The 19,214-nt window shown below is 54.5% G+C and carries 16 protein-coding genes; 12 read left to right on the forward strand and 4 right to left on the reverse strand.

What is annotated here, in order from left to right; all coding sequences use genetic code 11:
- The first annotated feature begins 155 nt into the window (after nucleotides 1–155).
- From RHH81_RS04575 to RHH81_RS04600, 6 genes are all read left to right on the forward strand, one after another.
- Nucleotides 156–488 (forward strand): hypothetical protein, encoded by a 333-nt coding sequence (locus RHH81_RS04575; RefSeq protein WP_206201264.1) that lies wholly within the window; start codon nucleotides 156–158, stop codon nucleotides 486–488.
- 92 nt (nucleotides 489–580) lie between these two features.
- Complete coding sequence (locus RHH81_RS04580) at nucleotides 581–889, forward strand: hypothetical protein (protein ID WP_310743454.1); 309 nt, start codon at nucleotides 581–583, stop codon at nucleotides 887–889.
- Nucleotides 890–954: 65 nt separating this feature from the next.
- Nucleotides 955–2,025: a Fe(3+) ABC transporter substrate-binding protein gene (locus RHH81_RS04585; RefSeq protein ID WP_206201265.1), complete on the forward strand. Its 1,071-nt coding sequence runs from the start codon at nucleotides 955–957 to the stop codon at nucleotides 2,023–2,025.
- 38 nt (nucleotides 2,026–2,063) lie between these two features.
- Nucleotides 2,064–3,071, forward strand: a complete 1,008-nt coding sequence (gene cbiB / locus RHH81_RS04590; RefSeq protein ID WP_206201266.1) for an adenosylcobinamide-phosphate synthase CbiB — start codon at nucleotides 2,064–2,066, stop codon at nucleotides 3,069–3,071.
- 245 nt (nucleotides 3,072–3,316) lie between these two features.
- Complete coding sequence (locus tag RHH81_RS04595; protein ID WP_310743455.1) at nucleotides 3,317–4,150, forward strand: hypothetical protein; 834 nt, start codon at nucleotides 3,317–3,319, stop codon at nucleotides 4,148–4,150.
- A gap of 113 nt (nucleotides 4,151–4,263) precedes the next feature.
- Nucleotides 4,264–5,448: a hypothetical protein gene (locus tag RHH81_RS04600; protein WP_206201267.1), complete on the forward strand. Its 1,185-nt coding sequence runs from the start codon at nucleotides 4,264–4,266 to the stop codon at nucleotides 5,446–5,448.
- A 13-nt stretch (nucleotides 5,449–5,461) separates the two neighbouring features.
- Here RHH81_RS04600 and RHH81_RS04605 read toward each other — a convergent pair whose 3' ends face one another.
- Complete coding sequence (locus RHH81_RS04605) at nucleotides 5,462–6,199, reverse strand: 7-carboxy-7-deazaguanine synthase QueE (protein WP_225901699.1); 738 nt, start codon at nucleotides 6,197–6,199, stop codon at nucleotides 5,462–5,464.
- 156 nt (nucleotides 6,200–6,355) lie between these two features.
- Between RHH81_RS04605 and RHH81_RS04610 the strand changes: the two genes are divergently transcribed.
- The 3 genes from RHH81_RS04610 (at nucleotide 6,356) to coaE (ending at nucleotide 8,546) form a co-directional block, all read left to right on the forward strand.
- Nucleotides 6,356–7,279: a DUF928 domain-containing protein gene (locus RHH81_RS04610; RefSeq protein WP_206201269.1), complete on the forward strand. Its 924-nt coding sequence runs from the start codon at nucleotides 6,356–6,358 to the stop codon at nucleotides 7,277–7,279.
- A gap of 99 nt (nucleotides 7,280–7,378) precedes the next feature.
- Nucleotides 7,379–7,942, forward strand: a complete 564-nt coding sequence (locus RHH81_RS04615; RefSeq protein WP_206201270.1) for an FxLYD domain-containing protein — start codon at nucleotides 7,379–7,381, stop codon at nucleotides 7,940–7,942.
- Complete coding sequence (gene coaE, locus RHH81_RS04620) at nucleotides 7,935–8,546, forward strand: dephospho-CoA kinase (protein ID WP_310437874.1); 612 nt, start codon at nucleotides 7,935–7,937, stop codon at nucleotides 8,544–8,546. The genes RHH81_RS04615 and coaE overlap by 8 nt, the downstream gene beginning before the upstream one ends.
- On the opposite strand, the gene RHH81_RS04625 is transcribed toward coaE, so the two are convergent.
- Entirely contained in the window at nucleotides 8,517–10,709 is a 2,193-nt protein-coding gene (locus RHH81_RS04625; RefSeq protein WP_310743456.1) for an ATP-binding protein, read from the reverse strand. The genes coaE and RHH81_RS04625 overlap by 30 nt on opposite strands.
- Nucleotides 10,710–10,867: 158 nt before the next feature.
- Here RHH81_RS04625 and cobN point away from each other — a divergent pair, with 158 nt between their 5' ends.
- Nucleotides 10,868–14,545 (forward strand): cobaltochelatase subunit CobN, encoded by a 3,678-nt coding sequence (cobN, locus tag RHH81_RS04630; RefSeq protein WP_310743457.1) that lies wholly within the window; start codon nucleotides 10,868–10,870, stop codon nucleotides 14,543–14,545.
- Between the two features lie 10 nt (nucleotides 14,546–14,555).
- Here the strand turns inward: cobN and RHH81_RS04635 are convergent, their stop codons facing one another.
- Both RHH81_RS04635 and RHH81_RS04640 read right to left on the reverse strand, forming a co-directional pair.
- Nucleotides 14,556–15,098, reverse strand: a complete 543-nt coding sequence (locus tag RHH81_RS04635; RefSeq protein WP_225901700.1) for a biotin transporter BioY — start codon at nucleotides 15,096–15,098, stop codon at nucleotides 14,556–14,558.
- A 74-nt stretch (nucleotides 15,099–15,172) separates the two neighbouring features.
- A complete protein-coding gene (locus RHH81_RS04640) occupies nucleotides 15,173–15,547 on the reverse strand; it encodes an FHA domain-containing protein (protein ID WP_206201274.1) in 375 nt (124 codons plus the stop codon).
- Between the two features lie 318 nt (nucleotides 15,548–15,865).
- Between RHH81_RS04640 and RHH81_RS04645 the strand changes: the two genes are divergently transcribed.
- Together RHH81_RS04645 and RHH81_RS04650 are read left to right on the forward strand one after the other, a co-directional pair.
- Entirely contained in the window at nucleotides 15,866–17,200 is a 1,335-nt protein-coding gene (locus tag RHH81_RS04645; protein WP_310743459.1) for an HlyD family efflux transporter periplasmic adaptor subunit, read from the forward strand.
- A gap of 163 nt (nucleotides 17,201–17,363) precedes the next feature.
- Nucleotides 17,364–19,199 carry an NAD(P)H-quinone oxidoreductase subunit F gene (locus tag RHH81_RS04650; protein ID WP_206201276.1) on the forward strand — a complete coding sequence of 612 codons (1,836 nt, stop codon included), beginning with the start codon at nucleotides 17,364–17,366 and terminating at the stop codon, nucleotides 19,197–19,199.
- The last annotated feature ends 15 nt before the right edge of the window (nucleotides 19,200–19,214 follow it).

Genomic DNA, 19,214 nt, shown 5'->3' on the forward strand with positions numbered 1-19,214 from the left:
TCTATCTTTCAGTATATCTGCTGACCTCTTTCGGGAATCTTAATTTTCTCCCAAGCAAAAGGATTAAGAGTTACTACAAGGGTTCCAAACCGATTTCCCAGTTCTGTTATGTTCTCAATAGAGATGTTCATTGTCTTGCCCTGACCAGTGCCCCTATGGATCGTCATCCTTCGTTGCAATTACTCAAATACTCCTATCAGTCCGCAGTGGCCTGGTGCCAAGAACATGGCTGGACAGATCTCTTTATTGAGCAGTACCAGTATTGGGCGTTTCCCCCTGGCGGCGTGATGCCCTTACCTTTGCCCACCGATGGCTTGCAATTCATTGACCTGCCGGCTGCCCCATCCCCGCAGCAACGCCGCCTACAGATGTTGGCACTGGCGATCGCCCTAGTCACCACGGGCTTGAGTGGCTGGCTGCAGTCTTTGCTCCCCCTCGTCATTGGCTTTAGCTGCTGTGCCCTTTTGATTGCCGCCCAAGAACCCTAGGGGGGATTCCTGATACACTCAGAAGCTGGCCTGCACGTTAGCGCATCCCCTTGATTGGCTTAGATTCAACCATAGAACAGCCACCTGTCTTGGTGAGTGGGACTCAATTCTACAGTCCCGGCTATTCATTCAGCTATGAGGTCATGGGTGCCTGTTGTCGCCTTTTTGACCGCGAGCAGTTACCGTGGCCCTGTTGCCGCATTGCTTGGCGCAGCAAAGAACCCAGTTGGCGGCGCATTGGGCGGCGGCTTGTTCTCGACAGTGCCACAAAACGGCATCCCAGCTATTGGGTGCGCCACCTCGAAACGGGCGCCATGATGGTGATTACGCTCTATTGGGTGGAGTTATCCCCTAGCGATCGCCAGTGGTGGTACAGCAAAGACTTAACTTATTGCAACTAAATTGCAAAAACAAAGCCATCGTCCTAGAATATTTCTCAGATTGCATTTAGGAGAAATTCTCAACTATGCAGAAAGTCGGTCGCCGTGTACTCTTGGGCATGGGCGCTGGGGCAACGGCCTATGTCGCCCACCACCTCTGGAACCAAAAAGCAGAATCGAGCAATGCTCAACAGCGGCAGGCAGGGGGTGTGATCAATGTCTATTCAGCACGGCACTACGATACCGACAAAGCCCTCTACAACGGTTTCACCGAGCAAACTGGCATTCGGGTCAATCTCATTGAAGCTGAGGCTGATGCCCTAATTGAACGGATTCGCAGTGAGGGCAGTCGGAGTCCTGCCGATGTGTTGATTACGGTGGATGCTGGTCGCTTGTGGCGAGCCCAGCAGGCCGGTCTTTTGCAGCCGATTCAGTCAAGGGTACTCAACAGCGTGGTGCCAGCCAACCTGCGGGAACCCCAAGGTCACTGGTTTGGCCTCTCGCGGCGCGTACGCGTTCTAATCTACAACAAATCCAGCGTCAATCCCAATCAACTGTCCACCTACGAAGACTTAGCTAATCCTAGGTGGCGGCGGCAGATTCTCACACGCAGCTCCAGCCATGTCTATAACCAATCCTTGGTAGGCTCACTGCTGGCGATTCATGGTTCTCAAAGAACAGAAGAGTGGGTGCGGGGATTGGTTGCCAACTTTGCCCGACCCCCAGAGGGAAATGACACCGCACAAATTCGCGCTTGTGCAGCGGGTGTTGGAGGTATTGCAATTACAAATCATTACTACCTCGCTCGATTAATGGCCTCAGATAAAGCAGAAGACCGCGCAGTTGCTGAGAAGGTTGGTTTGTTCTTCCCGAATCAGCGCGATCGCGGTGCCCACGTGAATATCTGCGGTGGTGGCGTGGTGGCGGGTGCCCCCAATCGGCAAGGGGCCATTCGTTTTCTCGAATACTTAGTGAGTCCCAAGGCGCAGGAGATGTTTGCCATGGCCAACTTTGAATATCCCGTGCGCTCCGGGGTACCCTTGCATCCGGTTGTGCGGCGCTTTGGCAACTTCCGTGGCCAAAATGTCAATGCTGCAGTGTTTGGCCGCAACAATGCCGACGCTCTGCGGATTATGGACCGGGTGGGGTGGCGCTAAGGTTCTAAAATGAGCGATCGCCCCCGTTGATCGTTCCTGTGTCTTGCGCCTTCATTGCCTACACGATTCTTCTGGCTGCTGCCCTCCTTGACTTTGGCCTTGGGGATCCGTGGGGCTGGCCGCATCCCGTGCGCTGGATGGGAGCCTATATTCAATCCCTTAGCAACGGGTTCAACTATGGCCAAGGCTGGCCAGTTTGGGGACAGCGGTTGGGGGGGGCGCTGCTGACACTGAGCTTAATCCTAGGTTCTGCCCTCATCAGTTGGGGGGTGGTGGCACTGGGAATGACGATTTCGCCCCTCCTCGGTTGGGGGATTGCAGTCGTGGGCACCGCCAGTGGCTTTGCGGGTCGTAGTCTGCGGGATGCAGCGGCAGAGGTATTGGCACCTTTGGCGGCTAGCAATCTTGAGGGGGCACGCCAGTCCTTGGCTAAGTATGTGGGTCGCGAGACTGCCCACTTAGAGGCGCCTGAGATTCTGCGGGCGGTTCTGGAAACGGTGAGTGAGAATACGACTGATGGCATGATGGCACCGCTGTTTTATGGGGCGATCGCCACCCTTATCGTTCCGCAACTAACCCCCTTGCCCCTCGTCATGGCCTACAAAGCTGCCAGTACCTTGGACTCAATGATTGGCTATCGCGAGCCACCCTACACCCACTGGGGATGGTTTGCTGCCAAAACCGATGATGTGCTCACGTGGTTGCCCTGTCGGTGGCTCGTCTTTCTAGTTGCCCTTTGCTCTAGGCAGTGGCAGCGGGTATGGCAGTGGTGTTGCCAGGATGCGCCCAAGGATCCCAGTCCCAATTCCGGTTGGAGTGAGTGTGCCTATGCAGCCGCTTTTGGCGTACGGCTGGGGGGTACGAATATCTATCGCGGCACGGTGAAAGTGAAACCCTTTTTAGGAGAACCGCTGCACCCCATTGATCAAGGCACGATTATTGCAGCTCTGCGGCTCAGCCGTTCCCTCTACCTGATCACCCTTACAGCCACAGGCGGCATCGTTTTGGTGTGGCATTTGGTGTGGCATAAAGTGTTTTCCATTTAGCAGTTCATCTTGGCCAGAATCGTTTAGAGTAGATGGATTAAGAAATAAAATTTAGAAACATTGGCCGTGGTTCAGCCCTCTCCTCTGCAAGGCCAGACACTGGCCGCTTCCTCCCTCTCCATGGCCGATCGCCTGTTAGAGATTTTTTTAACTACAGTGCCCAAGGGCTACTACTGATTGGTGTTTCTGCCACCCGCCCACCCCAATATCAAGTCATTAGCGCCAACAGCATTGGCCAGCAGCTTTTGGGGAATCACCTCTCCGTAGCTTCACTGCTTCAGGATGGAGCACTGCTAACCTTTTTCGACCCCCTGACGGAGATTCCCCAGGCCATCCACAAGGTGCTGGGTCTTTTGGGGGAAATGACGGAGGCCGATCGCGCTTACCTCTTTGAACGTGACCCCGGTACCCAAGGGAGCTTTTCCAATACCTACGAATGGTGCGCCCCCGGCATTGAACCTCAGCAGGAACAGCTTCAGGGGATTGTGACTCAAGACTATCCCCGTTTTTTCGAAGAAATTCAGAGCCAGGATCATGTCATCTGGCCTTGCATCCAAAACCTGCCCAAGGATTCCCCTGATCGCCAAGGTCTAGACGTCCAGCAAATTCAGTCCCTCCTTGTGGTTGCCCTCAATCGCGGTGAGGAGTTGATCGGCTTTTTGGGATTAGACTTTGTACGTCAGGCTCATTCCCACCTAGAGACCCTCCTACCACTGCTGCAAGTGATGGGTCAAGTATTTACCAATGTGCTAGAGCGCCAAGAGATCGAGCGATCGCTCCGCCTTGCCGAGAGCCAGTACCGCAGTATTTTTGAAAATGCCACAGAGGGGATCTTGCAATCTAGTCCCAATGGTCATTACCTCAAGGTCAACCCCGCCTTGGCTCGCATCTACGCTTATGACTCCCCAGCGGATCTACAGGCTCACATCACTGACATTGCTGGTCAGCTCTATGTCAATCCGCGTCGCCGCGAAGAGTTTATCCAAGCCCTCACCGCCACTGGTACTGTTACCGACTTTGAATCGCAGGTCTATCGTATAGGTGTGAGAGCAGCATCCCTTGTGGAGTTTTCCACATAAGGTTAGGATGATGAATCGATTGGCCACTCCGCTTCCCTACATTGCCGCGCCTTAACCCCCACCTGCGATGCGAGGATTAGGGAGTGCAGGCTAAACATGTTCAAGGTCTGCTTATGCGTTTCTATTGGCTGAGTGCGGCAAGTTGTCTGAGTTTGATGTTTTTGGCAGTGGGCTGTCAAGCGGCAACGGTTCCCTCAGCACCAGTAGAAGCATCTGCAACGGTTACAACGTCCCCTGTGGCTGTATCTCCCCTGTACACCGTGCTGGATGAGTTTGGCCAGCCCCAGTTTCAAGTGGATGGGCGGAACCTGTTTCGCGATCGCCCCCTGCCCGCCCACCGCATTAGCACCGCCCCGATGAAGCTGCTGCAAGTGTTGCGTAGCACTCGCCAGTATTTTCAAGACTTTAGGGAAACAGACCCCATTACCCAGCGGGAGGGCATTCTGGCGATTCAGGGGGTGACGCTGCCCCAAGTCCTCGACACCCTAGACTTTATGATTGCGACGCTCACGGAGGATATTAGTCGCAAGCGCCCAATTCGTTTGCAAGACCCCGCATTTATTAATCGGCACTTTCGCGTCATTCAATGGCTGCCCCACAACCCCCGCAATCCGCATCAAACTAAGGAATTGCGCCTCACCAACTATGCGGTATTTACCCATCGCGGATCACGCACCCGCACAGAGACGTACAATACGGCGCTTTATGCTCTGCCGCCCCGTGTTCCCGATCAACCCGAGGACTTATTTTATAAGCAACTGACAAAGCAACAGGTACTGGAAGGGATTTTTGAACCGGGTGGCTCCCTCTATGGACGGGTGAAGCCTTTGGCCTACTTGACGAGGAGAGGGCTTGAGGATGCCCTGATGCAGGGGACGATTCTGGTGCAATTTACCGATGGCACTGAAGCCTTTTTCAATGTGGATCGCAATAATGATATTCCCTTCGTCAAGGGGGTTGATCCCTACGAGCAGCGACGCTACTGGTATTTTCGTGAAGTCCCTTTCCTTAAGGGCTATGGCAGCACCATTGAAAACAAAATCAATACCCAACCTGAGGTGACCTTTGCGGGGGATGTCTGGAATATCGGTCTTGGGCGAGTCATTGTGGTTGAAGATACCCAAGGCGGTCAGCCTAAACTGCGCCTCGGCGTGATTGCCGATACGGGGGGAGCCTTTATGCCCAATCTCTATCAGTTGGACTTTCTAGCGGGAATTTTTCCAGACCGTGCTACCTACCAAGCGGCTGCCCGTCGCATCCCCAATTATGTCCGTGCGTACATTTTGATTAAAAAGTAATTAAAAAATACCCCTAGCGCTGGCCGAGATATTTATGGGTTTGGGGGACGACGCGCACTTGGGTCAGCTGTGCCTTCAATTGCGCTTGCCACCTGAGGAGTTGTTCCGGGGTGGGTGGGGGGGTACAGCGACCGGTACCTACGGGCGTTACAGGTTGGAGAAAGACCGGGATATGGGGATTGACGCTGGCCACAAGGGTAGCGAGGCGGTCTAAATCAGCAGGATCCGTTGTTTGGGAAATAATCACTTTGCAAAAGACCTCGACAGGGGCGCGATCGCACAGGCGCAAAAAGGCTTCATGGGCTGACCAATGGCACTCACCACTGACGCTGGGGAGCTTAATGTCCATGCCGACACTATCGAGATAGGGAAGAATTTGCTCCAGTGCTTCTGGATGGTGTCCGCCAGTTTCAAGGTAGAGGGGCAGGGAGCTATGGGCTTTGAGGAGGGGCAAAAATAGTGCCAGTGTTGCAGCATGGAGCAGCGGTTCGCCGCCGGTGAGACTAATACTGTCGTGGATGGGGGGAGTATTGAGCTGCTGTACGGCTTCGAGAATATGGGCGGCAGTGACGGGATTGGGTACGGTTTGAAAGTAGCGATCGCCCGCTTGTGCTTCAATTAGGGCATGGGGGGGAACAAACCATGTGTGGGCACTGTCACAATAGGTGCAGCGGAGATCACAACCCGCCAAGCGAATAAAAATTTGCCGACACCCCACATTAGCGCCTTCCCCTTGAATCGCTGAGAACATCTCCACCAAGGGAAGCGTGATCGGCGCAAGGGAGGAATGATTGCTCGTTTGCTGCTCTTTTACGGAAATCACAGGGGATGTGCAAGCCTGATCACAATCGGGTTTTCTTCCCGATAGTACCTTAAAGATAGTTAGCATGTTCAGTAGGTAAGTGCTATGTCTACCCACCGTTTTGGCCTTTCGTGGCTGCTTGTCGGTACCTTGGCAATGGGGATGGGTGCCCTGCCAGTTATTTTGCCATCGTTACCTGCTGTTGGCCAAACTTCCCCTAGCGAAGCCAGTGAGTTCGATCGCTACATGCAGCGGGGGTATCAACTCACCGCCAAACGCGACTATCCATCCGCCTTGGTGAATTTCCGCCGTGCCCTCAGTCTGCGCCCCGGTAACCGCTATGCCCTCACAGCGATTAGTAATGTCGAGGCCTATATTGCTCGCGATCGCTACGCTGCCCAATCGAGTAATCGTCTCACCTTTGTACCCTCAAATCGCGGCATGCCAGGGCAACGGATCGCAGGCGCCACCCGCTTTGGGGAATGTACCCAAGGCTCTCTGACAAAAATTGTTGCTCTTGTGCCCGATAACAACTTGGGGATGACCGCTGCGGCCAATCCCAGTCTCTTTTTCTTTGTTCCCCAAAGCACGGCCAAATCGGCGGAACTGATGCTGCTCTCAGAAGCTGGCGATCTGCTCCTCACCCAACAAGTGCCCCTGAATGGTAAAGCCGGCATTTTACCTGTGACAGTGGATGCCAGTAAGGCGAAGCTACAACCGGGGCAAAAATACCAGTGGATCTTCTCCCTCACCTGTAAGTCCAATGAACCCGATGCCAATCCCTTTGTGACGGGCTGGATTGAGCGGGCTGAGCTGGACAGCAACCTTGCCCAGGTAATTACCACCATGCCTCCGGCTGATCGCCTGCCCCTTTTGGCCACCAGTCAACTCTGGAACGATACCTTGGCAACCCTTGTGGAGTTGCAGCAAAGCAATCCCAATGACGCTGCCATCAAACAGCAGTGGCAAGATGTGCTCAAGAGTGCCGGTATTGATCCCCAAATTGTTAATATGCCGCTGTTGCGATAGCTGCCCCTGTGCCGATATTGAGGGCGGTTGGCTGACCCCAAACCCCACATCAAGTTGCAGTAGGATGGAGAGTAGGCTGCATTGACAGGAGCGTGCGCCATGCTAAAGATAACTCGATCGCCATTTCCCCTTTGGCTAACCAGTATTGTGCTTCTTGGAGCGATCGCCCCCCTCCCTGCCTTGGCACAGCGGGCTGCGGGCGACATTGTGATTATTGGTAACTCTCCCTATGAGTGGGGACGCAATCAACGCTACTGGAATCATTTGCTCAACCTTTCTGGCGCAACGGCAGCCGCTTCTACGCCAACACCATCAGAGACGCCCCAAGAAGTCGATCCCAAAGTGCTGGAACAACAGCTCCTACGCAATATCCGTGTGGGGCAGCCGCAGCTTCAACCTGTACTGAAGTTACCAGGCTCTTCAGTGGTGACCGGTACCGTGACGAACAATAACCGCCAACCGGTAACGATTCAATCCGTTAACTATGAGGTCGTGGGGCCTAATGGCCAAATTCTACAAACGGGTGCAGCGACGCCAGAACCGGCAACTGTCGGTCCCGGTCAGACAGTGACCTATCAACAAATGCTCCCCACTGTGCCAGCGGATATTGGGGCACGGGTGCGCTTAATGCAGCCAGCGGTGCGGCTCCAAGGGGGTGTCTAGACCGCTTCGCCTCGGTATCACGGGGGGAATTGCCTGCGGTAAATCGGTGGTGGCTGCCTATTTGCAGCAGCAGTATGGTGTGCCTATTGTCGATGCCGACCAGTTAGCGCGGCAGGCGGTTGCCGTCGGAACGCCCATTTATCAAGCGATTCTCGATCGCTATGGTGTTGAGATTTGCCGTGATGATGGCAGCCTCGATCGCTCCCGTTTAGGGGAAATTGTCTTTGCCCAACCCCAAGAGCGCCACTGGCTAGAAGCGCAAATTCACCCTTGGGTTATTGCCCAGATGCAGCAAGCCATTCAAGCATGTGATCAGCCCCTGCTGACCCTCGTGATTCCCCTATTGTTCGAAGCCCACCTCGAAGGGTTAGTGGATCAGATTTGGGTCGTTGCCACCACAGCTGCACAGCAGTTAGCTCGCCTTCAGCAGCGGGATGGTCTCTCTGAAAGTGCCGCCGCCCTGCGCCTAGCCAGTCAACTTCCCCTAGAAGAGAAAATTCGACGAGCAGACACCGTTCTTTGGAATACAAGTGGTCTTCAAGAACTCTACCGTCAAGTGGATCAAGCCTTTTCCCTACTGGGCAGGGATCGCAAGGGAAGTTAGCCCCATCGTTACCTGTTGCAGAAAACTTTCTGGATGAATGGGCAGAGAAATGTGGCGATCGGCCCCCCGATAAGGGCGCTCTGATCCCAAAATAAAAATCTTCAGTTGCTCAGGGGTACAGCGTTGTCGCAATTGATCTACAAGCTCCTGCAAATCCCCAGAGCTAAAGGGTTCTGCCAAAAGAACGGCAATGGGCGTCAGGGCTAGCAACCGTTCCACTTCACCATCGACGAGCCAAATCACTTGGTAACCCGCTGTGGTTAAAATCGAGCAGATGAGGGTGGCTGTGGCTTCCTCTTCACTGACAAGCACAATTCGCCCCTCCGGTTCGACCAGTACATCCGTTGTGGCGAGGGGCGGCACATCCAATTTGACTTTGGTCGGCTCCAAGAGGGTGTCCGTAGAGGTTGCAGGTAAGCCAACGGTGAAGGTGCTGCCTTTGCCTTCAGTGGACTCAACTTCAATCCAGCCATTGTGCAGATCCACCCATTGCTTGGTGAGGGCTAAGCCGAGACCAGCGCCGGTATAGGCACGGCCAAAGGAGCTATCCAACTGCTGAAACTTCTGAAAGAGCAAGGGTTGCAGGTGCGCAGGGATGCCGATGCCATTGTCCTGCACTTGGAAAATCAGTTCATCCTCTTTCCACCATGCCCGCAGAATCACTTCCCCCATCGCAGGCGTGAACTTAATGGCATTACTGAGCAGGTTAATGAGAATTTGCTGGATGCGGCGGTAGTCTCCCCAAAAGCGATCGCGACTTGGCGGGATCATCAGTTGATGCTGCAAGTGAATTTGATGGCGCTGGGCTTGGGATTTGACCACTTCGAGGCAGTCGGTACAGAGTTGCCGAATCGAAAAGGCACTGTAATGCAGCCGCGATCGCCCCAATTCCGCTTGGGAGAGATCAAGAATGCTGTTAATTAACTCCAGCAGGTGCGTGCCACTCTCATGGATAATTTCCAAATACTCCCGCTGTTTTTCCGTTAGCGGACCGAGGGGCCAGCGCAAGAGGGTGGCCGAAACCCCAATCACACAGGTGAGGGGCGTGCGCAACTCATGACTCATGGTGGCCAAAAAGTCATTCTTAATCCGATGAGCGGCTTCCATGGCACTCAGGGCTTCCCGCAGGGCTTGGGTGCGTTCATTCACGCGCTGTTCAAGGGTAGCCTTTTGCTGTTGCAGCTCGCTGTAGAGTTGCGCTTGGTAAATGGCAATACTCAGGTGTTGACTCAAATGGGTCAAAAACTCAACTTCTTGGGGTTGCCATTGGCGGGGGCGATCGCACTGGTGGGCAATGAGCACTCCCCAAAGTTTTTCTTGAACAATGATTGGCACAATTAGCCAGGCCTTGATCTGCCAGCGGACGGCAAAGGCCTGTAGGCAGGGAACCTCTTGATAAAATTCGTCAATGTCACTGACTGTGATGGTTTGGCCACGACTGAGACGCTGATAGCTACTGCTGGGTAGGGCAGACCACTGCCAGCAGTCATCCCAGAGCCCAAGAACCGACGGAATTCCGCCATGGCGGCAAGATTCGTAGGCAATTTGCCCCTGCAATTGACCAGTAGAATTGTAAAACTGTCCCACCAGTAGCCGATCGGCACCTAAAAATTCGCGAATCCGATCCACTGCCATCTTCAACAGTTCTGGTAGCTCCAGACTTTGGCGAATTTGGGTGGTGACCTGATGCAGCAGGCGCTCTTTGGCCTGTCGTTCGCTCAAGGCAGCAGTGACAAGGGGGGCACAATTTTGACACTGCTGAGCCATGTCTTCGCTGAGCACATTCATCAGCGAAAGGGCCAAGTCGGCGGGCAACGCTTGGTCTTTGGCGGTCAAGGGAATCAACTGCTGCAAAACTGAGCGGATCAGGGAACGCTGGCCTAGGGGTGTCTGGCTGCGAATTTTGCGCAGAAAGCGAGCGATCGCCACCGGCTCAGTGAGGATTTTTACCCGATAGGCACTCATCTGCGGTACGGTTTCTGCCTGCAACAGCAGCGCAAAGGTCTCTGCTACGACGACGAGAAAAGGGGCATCGGCAGACGCTATCACCTCTTCACGGGTAAGGACAGTTGCGCCGCGATGGCTAGCTTCTGCGAGCAGGACTGTGGCGATTCGCTCGTAGAAAAATGCTGGTAAAATTCGATCAAAGACGGGCTGGCGCATAGTTTTTGAAGTTCAATCCTTGATCGGTTCATCACAGAAAGTGGCATTGCCATGCGGGTTGCGATCGCTAGAGGCTTTTCCCATTAATTTCTGTTGTAGCGGCTCAAGGGGGACAGGGGGGAAAACCCACCAGTTTCTTTAATGATTGTTGTCAACGCATGCATCGAATTCTTACATTAAATGATCTGACTGTTGCCACAGATAACAGCGATGTTGCATTTCTACAGCAAAGCAGTGCTCCCGTTATTATTTTAACGGCAGCGGATACGGATATTGCCCTGCTGGCTCAAGCCTACAAGCAGCTACCCGAGAACTTTCCCCCTCTACGCTTGGCGAATTTACTGCATTTACAAGCAGCAGCAGCCATTGATGACTATGGCGATCGCGTCCTAGCCAAGGCCGACGTGGTCGTGATTCGCCTCTTGGGGGGACGGGGCTATTGGAGCTATGGCCTAGAGGTGGCGCAGCAAATGGTCAGCGATCGCGGTGGGCAGTTGATCTTATTGCCGGGGGACGATCGCCCCGACTTAGAACTCATGAGCCTCTCCAGTTGGCCGCTGGCCCAAGTTGATCGCCTCTGGCAATACTTCCGCGAGGGCGGACAGGAAAATATTCAGCGTGCCCTAGAGTTCATTGGCCACTACGGTTGCGGTTGGGGTCAGCCCCCCCCACCCCCCCAAAGGATTCCCCGCTGGGGCAGCTATCCGATTGCGGGGCAGATAGCCAGCGACTGGCCGCAGGTGGGGATTCTCTTTTACCGTGCCCATTACTTAGCGGGCAATACGGCGGTGATGGATGCCCTCGCTCAGGCCTTGCTGCAGCGGCAATTGGCACCTGTCCCCCTGTTTGTCTCCTCGCTGCAAGATCTAGACATTCAACGGGAACTGCTGGCGGCATGGCGGGGCAAGGTGGAATTGATTCTCAATACGACGGGGTTCGCGATCGCCAAGCCCAAGGAGGTCAACTTTTGGCAGCAATTGGATGTCCCCGTGCTACAGGTCATTCTCAGCAGCAGCACCCACGAGACTTGGCAACACCATCCCCAAGGACTGACGCCCCGCGACCTTGCCATGCACGTCGTCCTGCCGGAGGTGGATGGCCGCATCATTACCCGTGCGGTGTCCTTTAAGGCGGTGTCGCAAATTCAAACAGATGTGGAAACCACCGTGACCACCTATGCCCCGGTGGGCGATCGCCTGCACTGGGTCAGTGATCTGGCAGCCAACTGGCTGAAACTGCGCCACAAAGCCCCCCATGAGCGCCGCATTGCCCTGATTTTAGCCAACTATCCCTGCCGCGATGGTCGTCTTGCCAATGGCGTCGGTCTCGACACCCCCAACAGTACGGTAGCACTCCTGAAGGCATTGCAGCAGGCTGGCTATGATCTGGGTACTGACCCGTTGCCCAAGGATGGCGATGCCCTGATCCACCACCTCAGCCGCTACCGCACCAACGACCCCGAAGGCAATCACTGGCGGCAGCCCCGCTACACCCTTCCCCTTGAGGCCTACCAGCACTATTTTCAGAACCTACCAAGGGCAGTACAGGCGGCCATTAACGAACGCTGGCCGTCGCCCACCACAGACCTCCCCATTGCTGGTGACTGTTGGGGCAACATTTTTGTCGGTGTCCAACCCAGTCGGGGCTACGATCGCGACCCCAGTTTGAATTACCATGCCCCCGATTTGGAACCCACCCCAGCGTATCTCGCCTTTTACTTTTGGCTGCGCCATGTTTTTGGGGTGGATGCGATTGTCCATGTCGGCAAGCACGGCAATCTAGAATGGCTCCCTGGCAAAGGCATTGCCCTCAGTGACACCTGTTTTCCCGAAATTGCCCTTGGCCCTGTCCCCCACTTTTACCCCTTCATTGTCAACGATCCCGGTGAAGGTGCCCAAGCCAAACGCCGTGCTCAAGCAGTGATTTTGGATCATCTGACCCCCCCCCTCACCCGTGCTGAGCTGTACGGCGGTCTAGAGACCCTCAGCCACTACATTGAGGAATACTACGCCGCTGAGCAGTTCGATCGCTCCCGTTTGAGTGTGCTGCGGCAGCAGATTGAAGCCCTCGTCAAAGAACTCGATCTCGATCAAGAAATTGGTGCCCCTAATCCTGAAGAAACTTGGACGGCGTGGCTAGCGCGCACCGATGGCTACCTCTGTGATCTGCGGGATGCCCAGATTCGCGATGGCCTGCATATTCTTGGCCAATGCCCCCAGGGACGGCAGTTGCGAGATCTGATGGTGGCGATCGCCCGCAGTCCCAGTGGCCAGCACATGGGTCTCACTCGTGCCTTAGCAAAGGATCAAGGGGTTGATTTAGATCCCCTGACCGCTAACCCAACCGATCCAAGTCCTGTACCTGGATACCGTTCCGTTGGTGAGTGGCAGCATGCCCTCGAGGAAACCGCGGCAAAACTGGTGGAGGACTTACTGAAGGGCACCCCTGATCTCCCCTGTGGCCGTGCAACTCAGCAGGTACTGGATTGGATTCGTACGGTGCTCTACCCTGCCCTGCAACAGACCCGCCAAGAAATTGACCACTTTCTCCATGGCCTCAATGGCGGCTATGTTCCCAGTGGCGCTGCCGGTGCCCCCAGTCGTGGTCGTCCGGATGTCCTACCCACCGGACGGAATTTCTATGCAGTGGATTTGCGAGCGGTACCGACGGAAGCTGCTTGGGCATTGGCGGAGCGATCGGCGGCAGCCCTCATCGAACGCTATTGTCAAGAGCAGGGAGAATTTCCCCGTACCCTAGGTCTTTCGGTATGGGGCACCGCAACCATGCGCACCGGGGGCGACGATATTGCCCAAGCCCTTGCCCTGTTGGGGGTTCGTCCTGTCTGGGAGGGCGCCTCGCGGCGGGTGGTGGATTTGGAGGTGATTCCCCTGTCGCTGTTGGGACGACCGCGTGTGGATGTCATGCTGCGGATTTCTGGCTTTTTCCGCGATGCCTTTCCCAACCTGATTGCTCTTTTTGATGAAGCGGTGCAGCGGGTGAGCCAGTTGGATGAACCCGCGGATCAAAATCCCTTGGCAGCCCAAGTGGCCAAAGAAACGGCCTATTGGCAACAGCAGGGTCTCTCCCTGAATCAAGCTCAGGAACGGGCACGCTTTCGCATCTTTGGTTCCAAGCCCGGTGCCTATGGGGCGGGACTCCAAGGACTGATCGAAGCCCAAAACTGGCAGGGGGATGACGATCTTGCCCGCGCCTATATTCACTGGAGTAGCTATGCCTACACCGGCGAAGCCCACAGCCACAATGCAGCGGAAGCCCTAGAGCAGCGGCTGAGTCAATTGCAAGTGGTGCTGCAAAACCAAGACAACCGCGAGCATGATCTATTGGACTCCGATGATTATTACCAGTTTCAGGGGGGCTTGACCGTTGCCGTGCGATCGCGATCGGGGCAGCAGCCCACGGTTTACTTTGGCGATCACTCACGGCCAGAGCAGCCGAAAATTCGCACCCTCCAAGAGGAACTGCTGCGAGTCTATCGCTCCCGCGTCATTAATCCCAAATGGCTAGCCGGCATCAAGCGCCATGGCTACAAAGGTGCCTTTGAAATGGCCGCCACAGTGGATTATCTCTTTGGCTATGCCGCTACGGCTCGCTGTGTGCCCGATTATGTGTTTACAGGCATTGCTCAGACCTATTTGCTTGATAGCGAAATGCAAGCCTTTGTGGCGCAGCATAATCCTTGGGCACTGCGGGACATGGCCGAGCGACTCCTCGAAGCTGCCCAGCGTCAACTGTGGCAAGCACCGGATCCGCAGATCCTAGACCGCCTGCGAGCGATCGCCCTAGAGGCCGAAGGTTTAATTGAAGGCAAATTTTAATGGTTTAGCTTTAATACAGCAAAATCAAGCGCAATACCCGCGCGATCGCTGCCACCAAGCAGACAATCACCAACTGCCCTGGCAAGGCAAAAAGCGAATACTGCTCTAGTAGCTCCACCAAGGGTTGACTCAACTGCCCTGCAAGAGCCAGACCACTGAGGTAGAGGGCACCGCAGACATGAATGAGCACCAGTCCCGCTAGGCCACTCAAAGCAAGCCATTCTAAACTCACTCGCTTTTGGGGGCGAAAAGCCAGCCAACCACAGACCCAAGCCCCCGGCACAAAACCCAAGAGGTAACCGAATGTCGGTTCACGCCAGTAGTCCAGACCGCCCCCTTGGGAAAACACCTGAAACCCGCTGAGACCCAGAATCAGATAAGCCACCTGAGAGAGGGCGGCGGCTTGCCGTCCCCCCATGCAGCCCACTAGAAGAACCGCCGCAACTTGATAGGAGACGGGTAACCCATACACGGGAACGGCGGCCCATGAACTGGGCAAAACAAATTGCCCTTCCTCATTGAGGAGGTTGGGGAGGGCGATCGCCGCCTCCATGAAGGTTCCAGCCACTGTCAGCAGGAGGCCTAAAATGGCCCACAAAAATTCATCGAGGGGTGACAGGTTGGTTCTCAAGAGCACTGCAACACATTAGGCGGGACAGACGGGGTCGGACTTGTATAGTGAAACGCGAGATCCGTATCCCCCATCATAATAAGGTCTCCATGGTATAAGACTCGCTCCTCCGACAGGGGTGTACCGTTAATTAATGTGCCATTGCGACTATTGTTGTCACGGATCAGGTACACTAGGGCATTGCCCCGAGGGCGTAGTTCAATAGTTGCCTGATGTCGGGAAATATAGGGGTCGTGAATAATAATGTCACAGTCGCTGGCGCGGCCAATTTTCCAGAACGCCTTTCCTGCGAGGTGATACTTGCCGACCACCGTACCTTGGGAGCGCACAATTAGCCATGCTTGTTTGTCAACGTCTGGAAGGTGGGTCATAGGGGTCTGCCACGGATACTTTTATCATACGTACTCTATCCATACTTTTGGGGCGGGCTAAGGCTCTGAAAACCTGTGGTAATCCAAGATTGGATGTCTTTAATTAGGTAATTTTCGGATGTCAGCTTCAGTAGTTGTACGGATAACAAAAGGTTAGTGAGTATGTTTAGATGAAGCTAGTAAAAAAATATTCAAGACTCTTTAAGGTTCAATTGTGAGGGAAACATGAGGCGTTTTTAGCACAAAGCTTTTACCTGTCAATTATGCAAAGTAGCTGGGCGATTTTATTCACTTTAATTGACTTGTTGTGAGTTTTCTATGAAAAAGCCAGCTTCAGATTCTGCATCTAGTTTAAGCCAAGTCTCGCCTTTGACGGAGATTAAAAATCAGGTTGTACCGACTCAGCAACTGAAGCTACGGCGATCGCTCCTTGCCAATTTGTTAGTGTTCGCAGCCGGGTGTGGCATCCTTGCCTTTGCAGGGGTGTTTCTCTACCAACATTTGACAACGGTTCGCAGTCGTGATGCGGTCATTAATGGCGTCATTGTGAATGTGCGGGCTCCGGAGGAAGGAACCCTCCAGCAACTGAGGGCAAAGGTGGGGCAATTTATCAAGCCAGCGGAGGAGACGCCCCTAGCCGTGCTAGAAAATGACTACCTTAGCCAAGGCGACCTCAAGGAAGTTGAAAAATGGCTCGAACGGCGGCAGGGTGAACTAGAAGCCGCTCAGGCAAAACTGGCTCAGTTGCAGGGACTCCTCGCCTCTGCCCAAGGGGATGAACGCCATCAACAGCTGCTTGAGGTGAAACAAACCAATCGCCAAGTGGCGGCTGCCCAAGCGGAACTAGGGGCTGCTAGAGCGAATCTGGCTGATGCCAAGGCACGCTATCGATTGGCAAAAATTAACTACCAGCGCTTTAGCCAGTTGGCGCAGCAGGGAGCGGTACCCCAAGCCCAAGCAGATGCGGCTCTAACGGAATTGCAGCAAAGCCAAGCGCAAGTGGCTGCTCGCCAACGGGAAGTGGAGGCTGCCGCTGATAGGGTAGAGGCGCTCAAGGCCGATGCCCGTGCCGCTGAATTGGGACTGACCCTGCGCAACACTCGCAGCAACTATGACCCCCGCCTGCGGCTTCAGGAGCTAAAAATTCAGATTAGCGAACAGCAGGCGATCGTCCAAGGGCTGAAACGGGAAATTGCGGCTCAACAGCGACAGGTTGCCCAAGCCCGGCAGGAGGTTGCTCAGCGCAAGGTGGTGAAGGTAACGGCTCCCATTGCCGGCTATGTCTGGCGGGTGGATGCCCGTCCGGGGATGTTTCTCGGCAAAGGGGATCAAATTTTGCAGTTATTGGATTGTCAACGGCGCTGGATTGATGTGTTTGTAGAGGAACAGTCCCTGCGGCTAATCCACCCCGGTACCAAGGCCAAAATTGAACTCTATGGCAGCAAAGGCAAGGTGGTTTGGGGCACAGTCACCAACATTCGCTCTGGCTTGGGTCGCCTCAACCCCGGCGACGATCAGGTCATTCCCATTCCCGAAAACTATCCACGTCAAAGCCAAGTGCGCGTTGAATTAGACGCTGATCAAGACTGGGGCGAAGGCAATTTCTGTTATGTGGGCTACACCGCACGAGTGACCTTTCAAATTTCCCCCTAAGCTTTTATAGCTATCCTAAACAATGCTCAATCCTTCATAGTTGCCTTTTATCTGGGCGATAAGAGATATTGATGCAACTTTGCACTTAGCCCTGGAAGGTCTGGTGCCATTCATAGATAAGATTAAATCTAATTAGTCTTGTCCATAGGCATAAGCGGGGTTTATGTTGCAATCATTTGCGGACACAGTATGGCTCATTCCCTTTTACTCGCTGGCGGGAATGGTGCTGTCCTTGATTTGGTCACCGGGGATCACCCGGAAAACGGGACCTCGTCCAGCGGGCTATTTGAATCTCTTGCTCACGTTGTTCTCCTTTGTTCATGCACTGTTGGCCACGGTGGCGATCGCCAACCAACCGCCGCAGTCTTTGCACTGGACGTGGCTGGATGTGGCGGGTCTGCACTTTGACATTCCCGTTGAAATTTCGATTTTGACGACCACTGCCCTGATGCTGATTACGGGTTTGAACCTCATGGCTCAGATCTTTGCCATCGGCTACATGGAGATGGATTGGGGCTGGGCGCGCTTTTTTGCCCTATTGGCTCTGTTTGAGGGGGGGATGGGGGCGCTGGTGCTGCTGGATTCTCTGTTTTTTAACTATGTCATGCTCGAAATTCTGACCCTAGCGACCTATTTGCTCATTGGCTTCTGGTTTAACCAACCGCTGGTGGTGACCGGTGCCCGCGATGCCTTCCTCACCAAGCGGGTGGGAGACTTGGTGCTGCTGATGGGGGTGTTGGCGATTTATCCCCTTGCTGGCTCTTGGAACTACGACGATTTAGCGGCTTGGGCAGCTACGGCTCAGGTGGATCCCACCCTCATTACCCTAATTTGTTTGGCGCTGATTGCTGGGCCAATGGGGAAATGTGCCCAATTCCCATTGCATCTGTGGTTGGATGAGGCCATGGAAGGCCCTGTGCCTGCCTCTATTCTGCGGAATGCCATTGTTGTGGGCACGGGGGCATGGGTGCTGGTGAAGCTGACGCCGGTGCTGAGCCTTTCCTCTGTCGCTCTAACAGGTTTGCTGGTCATTGGTAGCGTCACTGCCTTGGGAGGAACCCTGATTGCCATTGCCCAAGTGGACATTAAACGCGCCCTCTCCTATTTGGTGAGTGCCTACATGGGCTGGGTGTTTATTGCCGTTGGTCTCAAGGAGCCGGGCTTAGCCTTTGTCTTTATCCTCACCTACGGCGTGGCCATGGCACTGCTGATGATGAGCATTGGCAGCATTATTTGGAATAGCATTACCCAAGATCTGCGCCTATTGGGCGGGCTGTGGTCGCGGCGCCCCATTTCCGGTATTTCGTTTCTCGTTGGTTCTGCAGGGTTGCTGGCGGTTCCCCCCTTGGCCAGCTTTTTCCCACAGGCAGAATTGCTGGATACGGCCTTTGCCCAACTGCCTTGGGTGGGGGTGGTGCTTCTATTGATGAATGCGTTTGCTGCCTTTAGTCTTGGTCGCACGTTCTGCCTGATTTGGGGCGGTGAGGTCAAACCAATGACGGCGCGATCGCCCGAGGTCTTTTGGCCGATGATTTTGCCGATGACCGTTGATCTGGGTCTGGTGCTGCACTTGCCCATTCTCATGGGGCGCTTTGATTGGGTGATTTGGACAGATCCTTCCTTAACCACAGCAGCTGCCCTGACGGTAACCGCTATCTTGGGCTGGGGTGCAGCCGCATGGGTCTATCTCGGCCAAGCCATTCCCAAGCCGGTGCAGTTTCCGCTACCGTCGGTACAGGATCTGCTGGCCTACGATTTCTATACGCCCAAGCTCTACAAAGCCACCGTGGTGGGAGCAGTGGATATGATTTCCCGCATGACTGCTTGGTTTGATCGCACGTTGGTGGATGGCACTGGCAATGCCTTTGGCGGAGCAACCCTCCTAGGGGGCGATCGCCTGAAGTACAGTACAACGGGTCAATCCCAAGCCTATATCCTCACCATTTTGATGGGGGTCGCCCTTCTGGTGATTGCCATTTGTTGGCCACTGCTGGCTTAGTGCTCCATTCCTTGA

Origin of the sequence: Thermosynechococcus sp. PKX95 (assembly GCF_031583295.1) — a bacterium.
In the GTDB taxonomy this organism is placed as follows: Bacteria; Cyanobacteriota; Cyanobacteriia; order Thermosynechococcales; family Thermosynechococcaceae; genus Thermosynechococcus.